Source organism: Lishizhenia tianjinensis (genome assembly GCF_900116425.1).
GTDB lineage: Bacteria > Bacteroidota > Bacteroidia > Flavobacteriales_D > Crocinitomicaceae > Lishizhenia > Lishizhenia tianjinensis.
Map to the genome: position 1 here is coordinate 829,800 of NZ_FPAS01000001.1, position 13,163 is coordinate 842,962.

A 13,163-nucleotide genomic window follows, 5' to 3' on the forward strand; every position below is an offset into this window, starting at 1 on the left:
ACTGAACTTTTTGCACTAACTTAATAGTGCCAATTCGTTTAGCTATTCATCAAATAAAGAAAGATGTTAAATAAAATCATTGGTTTTTTTCTCGAAAACAAACTTGTTACATGGATTATGTTGGGAGGTTTTATACTCTGGGGACTCGTAACCTCTCCTTTCAACTTTTCAATTTCAGGTATGCCTAAAGACCCTGTGGCGGTAGACGCAATTCCTGACATTGGAGAAAATCAACAAATAATATTTACGAAATGGAAAGGTAGATCTCCACAAGATGTGGAAGATCAAATCACCTATCCTTTAACCACAACTTTACTCGGAATTCCAGGAGTAAAAAGTGTGCGAAGCAACTCTATGTTTGGCTTCTCCAGTATTTACTTAATCTTCGAGGAAGATGTGGAATTTTACTGGAGTAGAAGTAGAATTTTAGAAAAATTAAATGCACTGCCCAGTAATTTACTTCCAGAGGATGTACAACCTAGTTTAGGTCCAGATGCAACAGCGCTCGGGCAAATATTCTGGTATACTTTAGAAGGAAGAGATAGCCAGGGTAAGGCTACGGGAGAATGGGATTTACATGAGTTAAGAAGTGTCCAAGATTTCTACGTTAAAAACGCCTTACAATCATCAGGAGGAGTTGCTGAAGTTGCCTCCATTGGTGGATTTGTGAAGGAATATCAAGTAGATTTGATTCCCGATAAAATGAAATATTACGGCATTTCTCTTCCACAAGTAATGCAGGCAATTAAATCTTCAAATCTCGACATCGGTGCGCAAACCTTAGAAATAAATATGGCCGAATATTTTGTTCGAGGTTTAGGTTATGTGAAATCCATAGAAGATATAGAGAACAGTGTTGTAAAAGTCACTAACAACACGCCTATCACTATTAAAGAAATTGCCAAAGTCCATTTAGGTCCGGCAACTAGAAGGGGTATTCTAGACAAAGAAGGTGCCCCTGCGGTAGGAGGAGTTGTGGTGGCGCGATATGGCGCTAACCCACTTGAAGTGATCAATAATGTAAAAGAAAAAATAAAAGAAATTGAAGCGGGACTACCACAAAAGACTCTAAAAGATGGGCGAATTTCTCAACTGACCATTGTTCCTTTTTACGATAGAACACAATTGATTAAAGAAACTATAGGAACATTAGAAGAAGCACTTACATTAGAGATTTTCATCACCATAATCGTGGTGTTGCTCATGCTCCTAAACCTTAAGTCATCCCTACTCATTTCAGCCTCTTTACCTGTTGCAGTTTTGATGTGTTTTATTGCCATGAAATATGCCGGTGTTGACGCTAACATAGTTGCACTTTCCGGAATTGCAATAGCTATTGGAACGATGGTGGATATGGGGATAGTACTTACAGAAAGTATGATTAGCCATTTAAAAACAGCACCACCCGACCAACCTTTACAGCGCACCATTTATTTGGCAACAACGAAAGTGGCATCTGCTGTTATTACGGCTGTAATCACCACCATCGTTAGTTTTTTACCCGTGTTTACCATGCAAGCAGCGGAAGGAAAATTATTTAGACCCTTGGCCTTTACAAAAACATTCGCCTTGTTGGCCTCTATCCTTTTAGCTGTAACTGTAATCCCAACACTAGCTGTACAACTTTTCAGATTTAAAGAAAAAGGAAAGGTAACGCACTACTTCACAAATATCTCCTTACTTGTTTTATCCTCCTTTTTACTTTTTACAGACTATCAAGTCCTTGGCTTTTTAGGATTAAGTATAGGTTTCTTGGGTAGCACAAGTGTTTATTTTGAGCACAAAAAATCTGACCTTTGGAACACGCGATTTAACTACATTAAGAACATTATTTACGCGCTACTTGTGGCTTGGATACTCTCCAAAACATGGATGCCCTTGGGCGTTATAGCATCTGAATGGACCAATTTCTTTTTCGTAATCATTATCATAGGAGTATTGATAGGATGTTTCTATGTGGTTATTCATTATTACGAGCGAATTTTACGTTTCCTTATCCAATTCAAATTCATCTTTTTAGGCCTGTTAGTACTTCTACTGATAAGTGGCTACAGAATTTTTAAGAATACAGGACAAGAATTTATGCCAGCTCTTAACGAGGGATCTTTTTTACTGATGCCTACCTCCATGCCTCATGCCGGTATGGAAATGAATGAAGTGAATTTAAGGCTTCTTGACATGGCCGTAACAGCTATTCCTGAAGTTGAATCTGTTGTCGGTAAAGCTGGTAGGGTGGAAAGTTCATTAGATCCAGCTCCCATGAGTATGTATGAAAATATCATTGCCTACAAATCCGAATATAAAACGGATGAAAATGGTCACCGTTTGCGTTTCAAAACCAATGAAGAAGGCGCTTTTGAACGAACAGAAACAGGAGAGTTAATTGAAGATAAAAACGGTAATTATTTTAGACAATGGCGTTCTCACATTCAATCTCCAGATGATATTTGGCAAGAAATAGTAGAAGCAACAAAATTGCCTGGACTTACATCAGCTCCTAAATTACAACCCATTGAAACCCGATTGGTTATGCTCCAAACGGGCATGCGTGCTCCAATGGGAATTAAAGTAAAAGGTGAAGATCTTAAAACCATAGAACAATTTGGTCTTCGTTTGGAAAAAGAACTAAAATCCATAGAGGGAGTAAAAAGTTCTGCTGTATTTGCAGAACGAATTGTAGGAAAACCCTATTTAAAACTAGATATTAAGCGAAAAATCATTGCCAAACACGGATTAAGTATAGAGGCTGTTCAACAGCAAATACAAGCCGCTATTGGTGGTATGGTAATGACCTCAACCGTAGAAGGAAGAGAAAGGTATGGCATTCGCCTGCGCTATCCCTTGGAGTTAAGAAATAGTCCTGAAAAATTAAAATCTATTTATATCGCTGCACCAAACGGAAATCAGGTTCCTTTAGGAGATTTGGTTGAAGTAAAGTATGAACAAGGACCACAATCCATTAAAAGTGAAGATGGATTTTTAGTCGGCTATGTGCTTTTTGATAAAGAGGCAGCATACGCAGAAGTTGAATTGGTAAACAAAATTCAAGCTTACCTTGACAAGGAAATTACCCAAGGAAGAATTGTTGTTCCAAAAGGTATTACCTACAAATTTGCAGGAAATTACGAGCAACAATTGCGTGCCAACAAACGGTTAGCACTCGTTATCCCAATAGCCTTAGTACTCATCTTTCTTATTCTATATTTCCAATTTAAATCTGTACTTACCTCACTGTTTGTTTTCTCTGGGGTTTTCGTAGCCTTTTCAGGAGGGTTTATTATGATTTGGCTCTATGGACAAGATTGGTTCTTGAACTTCGATTTCTTCGGAGTGAACCTAAGGGAATTATTCCAAATGAAAAATATAAACCTGAGTGTAGCAGTTTGGGTTGGATTCTTGGCTCTGTTTGGCATCGCCACAGATGACGGTGTTTTGGTTGCAAGTTACTTGAAATCTAGTTTCAAAAGTAATGCGCCGCAAAACATTCAAGAAATACAAGATGCGGTTGTAGAGGGTGGCTTGCGAAGAGTTAAACCTGCCATGATGACTACAGCCACTACCCTACTCGCACTTCTTCCCATTTTAACCTCAACAGGAAAGGGTGCTGACATCATGCTTCCTATGGCTATTCCCTCTTTTGGGGGTATGATCTTGAACGTCATTACCATGTTCACTGTACCCATCCTCTATTATACTTGGAAGGAATTAAGTTTTAAATGGAAACAGCGAAAAAACTTTACAAAAAACATTGAATCATGAAAAACATTAGAAATATACTGGTAATTCTCTTGAGCTCAACTGCACTAAACACTTGGGCCCAATCACTTGACTCTCTGTTCCATCTTGCTGTAGAAAACAACCTAGAGCTCAAAACTTTAACCTTGGAGTATGAAGCAATTTTAAGCAGAGAAGATCAAGTTACTCAGCTTCCCAATACTCAAGTAGGTGTTGGCGTGCCTGTTTTACGTCCAGAAACACGATTGGGTGCACAAATGGTAATGGTTAGTGCGGCACAGATGTTTCCCTGGTTTGGAAGTTTTGAGGCGAAAAAGGACGTAGTCATAGAAATGTCTAAAGCCAAATACGAAGCCTTGAATGCATTAAAACTAGATCTACAATTCGAGCTCAAATCCACTTACTATCAACTCCTTTTTCTGGAAAAACGCAAAAACTTGTTTACCGAAACCTTGCAAAATTATCAACGCATAGAAAAAGTAGTGTTGGCAAAGGTAGAGGCCAATCAAGCCTCTTTAGCTTATGCACTAAGGGTTCAAGCCAAAACAGACGAATACAATGCATTGCTCGCTCAAATAGAAATCCAGAAACATCATCTTCATGCTCAAATCAATAAAATAACGCATCAAGATTTAAGTGGAAAGATACTTTTGGTTGATAGTATGGATTACAGCTTTATGAATTATGACTTTGAAGCATACCGCTCTAAAATCGCACTCTACCATCCGGCAATACAACAAATCAGTCATCAAATATCTGTTTCAGAAAGTGTCATTGCTGTTCAAGAAAAAGCCAAAAAACCTTCTTTGGGCATTGGTGTAGATTATAGTATTGTACAGGCCCGAACGGATGCTAACCCTATGTATAACGGGAGAGATATTTTTGTTCCAAAAGTTTCTTTAAACATTCCTATTTCACAAAAAGTTTACAACAGTAAGATAAAGGAAGAAAGGCTCAACCAAGAAGCTTTGGGTACACAGAAAGAGAGCATAATTGAAAATATACTGACACAAATCATCACCTATAAAACAGAGTATGATAAAGCACGAATTGACTTCAACCTCAGTTTGAATCAAAGCAAGAAAATAGAAAGTGCCTATCAAATACTACTGGCAAAATACAGTGCCGACGGAAACAATTTTGAAGAACTTTTATCTACTCAAAACGAGTTATTACAACTTCAGTTGAAGCGCGATTTAAGTGAATTAACTATGGCTTTGGCGAAAGCCAAAATTGAACGTTTAACAAATTATTAATCCCATGAAAACAATGAAACACAGTTATAGAGTATCAGGGATGACCTGTAATGGTTGTAAAGACCATGTTACAAAATCCTTGTTATCTCACCCTCAAATTAAAGAAGTTCAAATTGATCTTTCTTCGGGAAAGTCCACAATTACTATGCTTCAACATTTACATCTTAACGAACTTCAGGACCTTCTAAAAGACTCCAATTATAGTATTCACGCCTTGGATGAAGAGCTTCCATCAAAAGCGCATCAAAATAAAGAAACAAAAGCCCTAAAGGGTACAAAATTCTATTGTCGCATGCATTGCGAAGGAGATAAAACATACGCTAAACCGGGAAATTGTCCGGTCTGTGGTATGGATTTGATTCCGGAAGCCAACAGCACCTCGCAAGAAGGTCAATTTACCTGCCCTATGCACCCTGAGATAATAAAAGATGAAATGGGCTCATGTCCGAAGTGTGGCATGGACTTAGTCCCTTTACAGAATGAAAGCGCTGAAGAAAAACAATACAAGGCCTTGTTAAAAAAATTCTGGGTAGCTGCAGGATTTACCCTTCCTATTTTTCTGATCGCCATGTCTGAAATGATTCCCAATAACCCCATATATCAATGGCTCTCCCCTAAATATTGGAATTGGGTGCAATTTGTACTTTCCATTCCAGTAGTTTTTTATGCTACTTGGATGTTCTTCCAACGTGCTTACAGTTCCATTAGAAGAATGAATTTAAACATGTTCACTCTTATTGGAATAGGATCTGGAGCAGCTTGGATTTTTAGTTTTGGAGCATTGCTTTTCCCTTCTGTAATTCCAGAAGACTTTAAGTCAGAAGGCGGAACAGTACACGTGTATTTCGAAGCGGCAACCGTTATATTAACTTTGGTATTGCTCGGACAATTGCTCGAAGCAAAAGCCCATAGTAAAACCAATAATGCCGTTAAAGAACTCCTAAAACTCGCCCCTAACACCGCAGTTAGAATTAGTAGTGGTAAAGAAGAAGAAATTTCCATTGATGAAATCAAAGTAGGAGATTTGCTTCGTGTAAAACCTGGAGATAAAATTCCTGTGGATGGAAAAATAACCGAAGGTGAAAGTTCTGTTGATGAATCTATGATTACCGGTGAACCTATTCCTGTTGATAAGCAAGTAGATGACAAAGTTACATCGGGAACCATCAATGGGAACCAATCTTTTGTAATGCAAGCTGAGAAAATTGGATCAGATACCCTCTTATCTCAAATTATTCACATGGTAAATGATGCCAGTAGAAGTAGAGCTCCCATTCAAAAGTTAGCCGATAAAATTTCGAGTTATTTTGTTCCAGCAGTCATCCTCAGTGCGATTATTACCTTTTTCGTGTGGTATATCTATGGTCCTTCTCCTCAACTGGCTTTTGCCTTTGTAAATGCCATAGCAGTATTGATCATCGCTTGCCCTTGTGCCTTAGGACTTGCAACCCCGATGTCTGTAATGGTGGGTGTAGGAAAAGGAGCACAAGAAGGTGTATTGATTAAAAACGCCGAATCGCTCGAAAAAATGAACCAAGTTGAAGTATTGATTATCGATAAAACAGGAACAGTAACTGAAGGAAAACCTTCAGTAGAAAAGGTTCATTCTTTTTCCTCTTTTTCAGAAGATGAATTGACTTCTTTGATTGCTAGTGTTAATAAACAAAGTGAACACCCTTTGGCAAAAGCTACAGTAAAGTACGCTGAAGGTAAAAATCTACCCTTCAAAGAACTACAAAACTTTGAAGCCATAACAGGCAAAGGAGTAAAAGCTACGATTGATGAACAAACCGTATGGGTAGGAAACGAAAAACTGATGTCGGACAATCAACTTGCGCTTTCAGAAGAAATCAAAACGGCTTCACAAAAAGAGAAATCTAAAGGAAAAACGGTCCCCTACATTGCCATTGCAAATAAAGTAGTAGGCTTTGTAGTGATTAGTGATGCAATTAAAAAATCCAGTGCGAAGGCCATAAAACAATTGCAAAACAAAGGCATATCAGTAATTATGATGACAGGAGATAACAAGTTTACGGCTAAGGCCGTTGCAGAAACCCTTGGCTTGGAAAATTTTGAGGCAGATTGTTTACCTGAAGATAAACTCAATAAAGTAAAAACACTCCAAGCTGAAGGTAAAATTGTTGCAATGGCCGGAGATGGGATAAATGATGCTCCAGCACTAGCGCTTTCAGATATCGGTATTTCCATGGGAACAGGTACGGATGTGGCCATAGAAAGTTCGGAAATCACTTTGGTCAAAGGTGATTTACACGGAATAGTAAAAGCAAGAAACTTGAGTCACCTTGTAATGCGCAACATTAAACAAAACCTTTTCTTCGCATTGATCTACAACACACTCGGTATTCCTGTAGCTTCAGGCCTTTTGTATCCAGTTTTTGGAATATTATTATCTCCAATGATTGCTGCACTAGCCATGAGTTTTAGTTCCGTTTCTGTGATTGCCAATGCCCTACGCTTAAGATCTCAAAACATAAATAATTAGTCATGAAAAAATACATCATATATATACTCTTAATTCTTTTGGGTGCCATACTAGGTTGGGGTATTTCTGGAGGATTTAAAACACCCAATTCCGAAGCATCAGAACATCAACATTCTCATGAGGGAAAAGAAGAGATTTGGACCTGTTCTATGCATCCACAGATACGCCAAGATCATCCTGGAAAATGTCCCATTTGTGGCATGGAGTTAATACCTGCCTCACAAGTTGAAAAAGGTGATAAAAGTACCTTTAAGATGAGTGAAGAAGCTATACGCATTGCCAATATCCAAACCTCTGTAATAGGTTCAAACAGTACCAATAAACGCTTACAATTATCTGGAAAAATTAAGGCAGACGAAAGGCGTGAATCGAGTATAGTTACTCACTTTACCGGACGTATAGAGCAACTATATGTTAGTTTCACCGGTGAACAAATCCGAAAAGGACAAAAAATAGCTGAATTATATGCTCCTGAATTGATTGCTGCCCAACAAGAACTATTGGAAGCTTATCAAATAAAGGGAACAAGTCCGGAGTTATTCAGAGCAGCAAAACAAAAGCTATTAGCATTAAAAATCAGTGAAAGTCAAATACAACAAGTTCTGGAAAGACAAAACATACAGGAGAATTTTGTGATTTATGCCGAGCAATCGGGTGCAATAAACCAGAAAAAAATAAGTGTTGGAGATTATTTAAAAAGAGGTCAAGTACTCTTTACGCTACAGGATTTATCTAAAGTTTGGGTTGAATTTGATGTTTACGAACAAGATTTGGAGCTACTCAATTCACATGGAGTGTTAAACTTTACTACTCCTGCCCTTCCCAACGAAACTTTCACAGCTAAGGTAGAATTTGTTGACCCCATTATTCAGGCTACTTCACGAACGGCAAAAGTGCGCGCAACTCTCAACAATTCTCAACAAAAATTAAAACCTGAAATGTTCGTAGAAGGAACTTTTGAAGGTTTACAACAGGCACATTCACAAATATTGGTACCGAAAAGTGCCGTATTATGGACAGGAGAGCGCTCTGTTGTTTATCTAAAAAAACAAGATGAAACAGCTCCAACTTTTGAATACAAAACCATAGAGATTGGAAATGCTTACAGAGATCAATACGAGGTGTTAAATGGGCTTAATATTGGCGACGAGGTGGTAACGAATGGAGCCTTTGTGTTAGATGCTTCCGCACAATTGAATAACCAATACAGTATGATGAACCAAAATTTATTGTCCGCCACCTCTGATTCAGAAATAAAAACTTTTAAAAACACCACATCAAAGACCTTTAAAAAACAATTGAACCAGACACTCCTTTCCTATTTAGAATTAAAAAATGCCTTAGCCGCCGACGATCAAGAAAAGGCCATAGAAGCCTTGAATAAATTCGTGCAAGCTTTAAATAAAGTAGATATGAATTTGGTTAAAGGAGATGCGCACATCACTTGGATGAAACTAAAAAAGGAGCTTGACAGCGATATAGAAGTGATACAAAACAATGATGAACTTGATCAAATGCGCAAGGGGTTTATTCAACTCTCTGATCATTGGATAACATGTCTTAAAACATTTGGCATAGAAAACAAATTGCTTTATGTCCAATATTGTCCTATGGCCGATAACAACAAAGGAGCCTCTTGGATAAGTGAAGAAGAGGATATCATTAACCCTTACTATGGTAGCTCCATGTTAAGTTGTGGTGAAATAGTAGATACAATTAAGGAATAACTATAAATAAATAATACAAAATGAAAAAACTAAAATTAACAACAGGACTTTTTCTTGCATTATTAACCGTATCAAGTTGTGGTAATAATGCCGAGAACGCAGAAAACACAGTAAATGAAAGTTTCAAAGTTTACGGAAACTGTGGTATGTGCGAAAAAACGATTGAAGGCGCATTAAAAGATATTGATGGTATCTACAGTGCAGATTGGGATAGACAAACAAAAATGATGGCTGTTTCCTACGATAAAACAAAGCACAACCAGAGAGAATTAAAAGAAAAGATTTCTAAAGTGGGTTACGACACAGAAGACACAAAAAGTACAGCCGAAACTTATGATCAATTACCCGCGTGTTGTCACTATGACAGACCGGAAAAATAATACCGATTCCTTACCACCAAATTATAGCTTTAGAATATCTATCCCCATTTCAATAATTGAATTGGGGATATTTTTTGTCATTTATTCCCTTTACTTTTATCTTTGCAAGAGCGCTCTTTACATCAAAAAAGAACAATTTAAATCAGTTGTTAGTAGTCTATAAATAGACCATTTTTGGATAGACCTTTATAAAACCCTTGTATTACTAGGGTTTGAAAAAAATAATCGAATCCCTGCGGGATCACAAAAGAAAGCCTTTCACGATAGTGAGAGGCTTTTTTATTTTACGACGTTTTGAAACCTATTCAAATAAGTTGGAAAATAAAAAAGTCACTAGCAGTGACAACTGCTAAAAGGCTTTTATGCTTGGGTAATAAATCCTAATTAAGGATCATAGCAATAATCCCTGCGGGATCACAAGAAGGCTTTCAAATTGGAAGCCTTTTTTTTGGCTTAATATATTAAACGCAAAAAAAACAGTATTGAGTGTGAGTAGGGAGTAATGAGTATAATACTCGATTTACTCTCAATACTCACTCTCCACCTCACACTGCTCTCCCCCTATTCATTCTCTATTCAATAGATCTGAACTAGACCTAAATAATTTCAAATCATAAAAGAGCTTTCCTCCTCTACCCTCACTCTAGATAATGCACAATTGAAAATATTATTCAACTATATTTTTAGTAGATAAATATTTTATTATCTTAGAGCTCAGACGACGAACCCTTATTATTTACCGCAACTTCCGATTTATCTAACCTACCGTTTGCTTTTCTTACTTTAAGCTACTTTCTCTTATCGTAAATGGCCTACAGGAATTGTAAAAAATGACAAAGGTCTAGTAAGGGAATACTTCGTCATTTTGCCTTTGCAAATTCTGAGTGAATCAAAAAATTATTTTATACCTTACCCTAAAGAAATTTACTCGAATTCAAATAGATTAGATTTTGTATATCGTAACATTGACTGTATGACCAACAAAACAAGCTCGTTCAACCTATTTTTCACACTTCTACTCCTACTTTCCACCTCCTTATCTTTTGGACAAGATCAATTCTTTTCAAAACTAGATAGCCTAAATGCGGCCAATAATGACCTTGAATACATCAAAGAACTCCACCGTTTAAACGACAATTACAACTTTGAAGATGAACCGCTTGTACATTTAAAGATCTACGTAAAAATGGTTCAATATTACAGGCTACATGAATATTCCAAAGACTCCATTATTAAATATTATCAGGCAGGTAAACAACTAGCTACCCAAGAAAACAACCAGGAATTTCTCTGCAATTTGGAATTTCTTTATGGTTCTTACCTAATAGATGAAGGTCAGTTTGACAAAGCCTTGGAGGTGATGAACGCCGTACGCCCCGTCATAGAAAAAGAACAATATGAGTTTTTGCCCCACCTGTATGACTCTTACGCCAAACTTTACTACCTCACCAACAACCCGGAAAAAGCCTTTGATTATTTAAAGATAGAAGCGGCTATTTTCAAACAAAGAAATGACATACCCAATACGAGATCCACCTACAACAACTTAGGCATTTTGTATTCGGTTAGCGCCAAATACGATTCAGCCTTATACTATCACCAAATTTCAGAAGAAATCAACAAACAAGTTAAAGACACCTTTAACCTAATCAAAACCTATTCTAATATTGCCAACCTTTACCTACAACAACAGGATCTCGAAAAAGCAGATAGTGTGTTTCGATTGGCCCTAGATATAAGTTCGAACAATGCTAACAATGAACTCATCATCAACTATGTAGATGTTTTGATTGATAAAAAAGAATACAAACTCGCAGAAGAACTACTTATTGATGAATTGAAGAAAATCCCTGCTACTTATTTACAAAAGGATTTGTACAGGCAGTTAATGGCCGTAAATAAGGCCAAGGGTGATTATCAACAGGCTTTGACTTACAGTGAAAAGCTCCGTGAAGTATCTGAAATTATTCTAGATGAAACAAAAATTAAAGCCATAGAAAGACTAACCGTGGAGTTTGAAACAGAACAAAAAGAACAAGAAATTGCTAATCTTCATATATTAACCAACAATCAACAGCTTGAACTTTCGAGAAGCAGATTATTGATCATCATTTCTATAACCCTTTTAGTGGTCGTTATCCTTGTGTTTTTACTCTTTTACAGAACTAAATCCTACCAAACAAAATTGAACCAATTGGTTATGGAACAAAAACTGTTGCGCTCAAAAATGAATCCTCATTTCATCTTTAACTCCCTTTCCAATATACAAACTAACATACTGAAAGGTGAAAAAGAAGTCGCCATTAAATATTTGGCCAAATTTGCCAAGTTACTCCGTTACAACCTCGAACACTCAACCCATGATTCACTGAATTTCTCGGATGAAATGAAAAGTATTGAGGATTACCTGGACATGCAAAATTTACGCTTAAATGGGGCCTTAACCTACCTTATTGAAAAAGATGAATCCTTAGAAATGGAAGAGCTCAAAATTCCTGGGATGATGATACAACCCATAGTGGAGAATAGTTTAGAGCATGGTTTAGAGGGACATGAGCATCCTAAAATTTGGATAAAAATTAAAGACGAAGACGAAAGATTAATCATAACCGTAGAAGACAATGGCGTTGGTTTAAGCAAAACCCTTCAAAAGCAAAACCCCAATAAAAAATCTTTTGCCAGTGATATTCTTAAAAGACGACTTGCAATATTGAGTAAAAAATTAAACTTAGAATTAACTTATCACATTGAAGATAAGAAAAATGAGCATGGAGAAACCACAGGGGCAATGGCTACTTTGATTTTACCAGTTTTAAATTTATAGTCCTAAAACACTCCTTTTTAGAAGCGATGATAAATTATCCCTAAAAGCAAAATTTAAATTCATATATTCGCTATTCACCCCGCAAAAATTATTTACCATAAACTTATTCTCATGAAAATTTGGAACAAAATAAAATGGGTCTCTGGAGTAGTACTAGTTTTTGCAATTGTATTAGCCACCAATTTAATAGACAGAGACAACTTTAGTAAACTAAGGCAATCTACAACAACAATCTACAAGGATAGAATTGTAGCCAGTGACATACTTTTTGATCTCTCTCACCTTATTCAACAAAAAAAGCTGACCCTTGCAACGGCAGATACCAATTTGTTTAAGCGCAGTAATGCGACGTTAAGCGATAGTATCCAAGCATTGTTATCCAACTATGAACAAACCAAGTTAACGGATAAAGAAGCTGGTATTTTCAACAGTTTGAAAGGCCAATTAATTAGTTTTGAAGAACTAGAAAACGATTATTTTACCGGAGATATAGACAAGGAGGCTTTTGTTCAATTGATTGCAGGTATTGATGAAAACCTGTACAAACTCTCGAAGGTTCAGCTCTACGAGGGTAAACTTCAAATGTTAAAGAGCAATAAGGCCATGGAGTCGGTTGAACTATTTACCCAAATAGAAATCATTTTCTTAGTAATTGCAGGTATACTCATACAGGTTATCATCTTATATACGCCTAAATCCAAAAGGAAATTTTAACCACCATAGACCTATACCTAACTA

General features: G+C 36.8%; 7 protein-coding genes. All 7 read left to right on the plus strand.

Going from position 1 to position 13,163, the window contains the following annotated elements; genetic code table 11:
* The first annotated feature begins 63 nt into the window (after nt 1–63).
* The 7 genes from BM327_RS03965 (at nt 64) to BM327_RS03995 (ending at nt 13,139) form a co-directional block, all read left to right on the plus strand.
* Complete coding sequence (locus BM327_RS03965; protein WP_090246573.1) at nt 64–3,759, plus strand: efflux RND transporter permease subunit; 3,696 nt, start codon at nt 64–66, stop codon at nt 3,757–3,759.
* Nucleotides 3,756–4,991, plus strand: coding sequence for a TolC family protein (locus tag BM327_RS03970; protein WP_090246575.1), 1,236 nt, complete (start codon nt 3,756–3,758; stop codon nt 4,989–4,991). Before BM327_RS03965 ends, BM327_RS03970 begins: the two co-directional genes overlap by 4 nt.
* A gap of 13 nt (nt 4,992–5,004) precedes the next feature.
* On the plus strand, nt 5,005–7,494 hold the full coding sequence (locus BM327_RS03975; RefSeq protein WP_090247608.1) for a heavy metal translocating P-type ATPase: 2,490 nt from the start codon (nt 5,005–5,007) through the stop codon (nt 7,492–7,494).
* Between the two features lie 2 nt (nt 7,495–7,496).
* The gene (locus BM327_RS03980; RefSeq protein ID WP_090246578.1) at nt 7,497–9,221 is read left to right on the plus strand and encodes an efflux RND transporter periplasmic adaptor subunit; all 1,725 of its coding nucleotides are present in this window, start codon (nt 7,497–7,499) and stop codon (nt 9,219–9,221) included.
* A 20-nt stretch (nt 9,222–9,241) separates the two neighbouring features.
* Nucleotides 9,242–9,601, plus strand: a complete 360-nt coding sequence (locus BM327_RS03985) for a heavy-metal-associated domain-containing protein (RefSeq protein WP_090246582.1) — start codon at nt 9,242–9,244, stop codon at nt 9,599–9,601.
* Between the two features lie 973 nt (nt 9,602–10,574).
* Entirely contained in the window at nt 10,575–12,425 is a 1,851-nt protein-coding gene (locus BM327_RS03990) for a tetratricopeptide repeat-containing sensor histidine kinase (RefSeq protein WP_090246584.1), read from the plus strand.
* A gap of 111 nt (nt 12,426–12,536) precedes the next feature.
* A complete protein-coding gene (locus tag BM327_RS03995; RefSeq protein WP_090246586.1) occupies nt 12,537–13,139 on the plus strand; it encodes an MCP four helix bundle domain-containing protein in 603 nt (200 codons plus the stop codon).
* Nucleotides 13,140–13,163: the final 24 nt, after the last annotated feature.

Coding starts and splice junctions, on each gene's coding strand:
- BM327_RS03965 (WP_090246573.1), top strand. CDS start 64: ATGTTAAATAAAATCATTGGTTTTTTTCTCGAAAACAAACTTGTTACA.
- BM327_RS03970 (WP_090246575.1), top strand. CDS start 3,756: ATGAAAAACATTAGAAATATACTGGTAATTCTCTTGAGCTCAACTGCA.
- BM327_RS03975 (WP_090247608.1), top strand. CDS start 5,005: ATGAAACACAGTTATAGAGTATCAGGGATGACCTGTAATGGTTGTAAA.
- BM327_RS03980 (WP_090246578.1), top strand. CDS start 7,497: ATGAAAAAATACATCATATATATACTCTTAATTCTTTTGGGTGCCATA.
- BM327_RS03985 (WP_090246582.1), top strand. CDS start 9,242: ATGAAAAAACTAAAATTAACAACAGGACTTTTTCTTGCATTATTAACC.
- BM327_RS03990 (WP_090246584.1), top strand. CDS start 10,575: ATGACCAACAAAACAAGCTCGTTCAACCTATTTTTCACACTTCTACTC.
- BM327_RS03995 (WP_090246586.1), top strand. CDS start 12,537: ATGAAAATTTGGAACAAAATAAAATGGGTCTCTGGAGTAGTACTAGTT.